Genomic DNA, 569 nt, shown 5'->3' with positions numbered 1-569 from the left:
CGCGTCACAGCATCCGCAAGTCGGCGCGGATGCTCCGGCTGACGGCAAAGGCGAAGAAGTGGACGAGCTGATGGCCAGCTTCACCCTGGCCACTGGCGAAAAGTTTTAACACGGGAGCCCGAAAATGCTTATGACTCTGATGGCATCTCTGCCAAACCTGCTCGCAGGTAATTTTGACCTGGGCTCCTGGGAGCCTACCCAGATTCATTCTGGTGAAGCGGATATCGTGACCGACGGCGAACCTGTCGGCGTGGCGTTCGCGAAATATCAGGTTATCGCTCGTGCTAACGCAGGCGCTAACGCTGGTAAACTCGTACCGTGGGATCCGGCGGGCAGTGACGGCGCAGAACTGGCGATCGGCATTGCTAACGAAGCTGGCGTTCCGGGCACTTACGCTCCGTACTACTGCGGTGGGGTTTTCAACCCTGACGCGATTGTGTGGCCTGCGAGTGTCACCTCCGTTGCGGCCCGCAAAGCAGCATTTGCGCGCACCAACATCCAGATCACCACGCTGTACTAAGGAGACACAGAATGGCTGGACTTTATGATACTTACCGCCTCCTCGCGAC

General features: G+C 58.2%; 1 protein-coding gene. It reads left to right on the top strand.

The features are described 5' to 3' along the window. Positions 1-124 precede the first annotated feature (124 nt). Positions 125-520 carry a head decoration protein gene (locus tag ACLJQ7_RS42620; RefSeq protein WP_410653875.1) on the top strand — a complete coding sequence of 132 codons (396 nt, stop codon included), beginning with the start codon at positions 125-127 and terminating at the stop codon, positions 518-520. The last annotated feature ends 49 nt before the right edge of the window (positions 521-569 follow it).

It is taken from the genome of Amycolatopsis sp. cmx-4-54 (assembly GCF_046548895.1).
Classification (GTDB): domain Bacteria; phylum Actinomycetota; class Actinomycetes; order Mycobacteriales; family Pseudonocardiaceae; genus Amycolatopsis.
The sequence above is the reverse complement of the archived record's forward strand: the minus strand, read 5'-3'. Positions and strand labels throughout refer to the sequence as shown.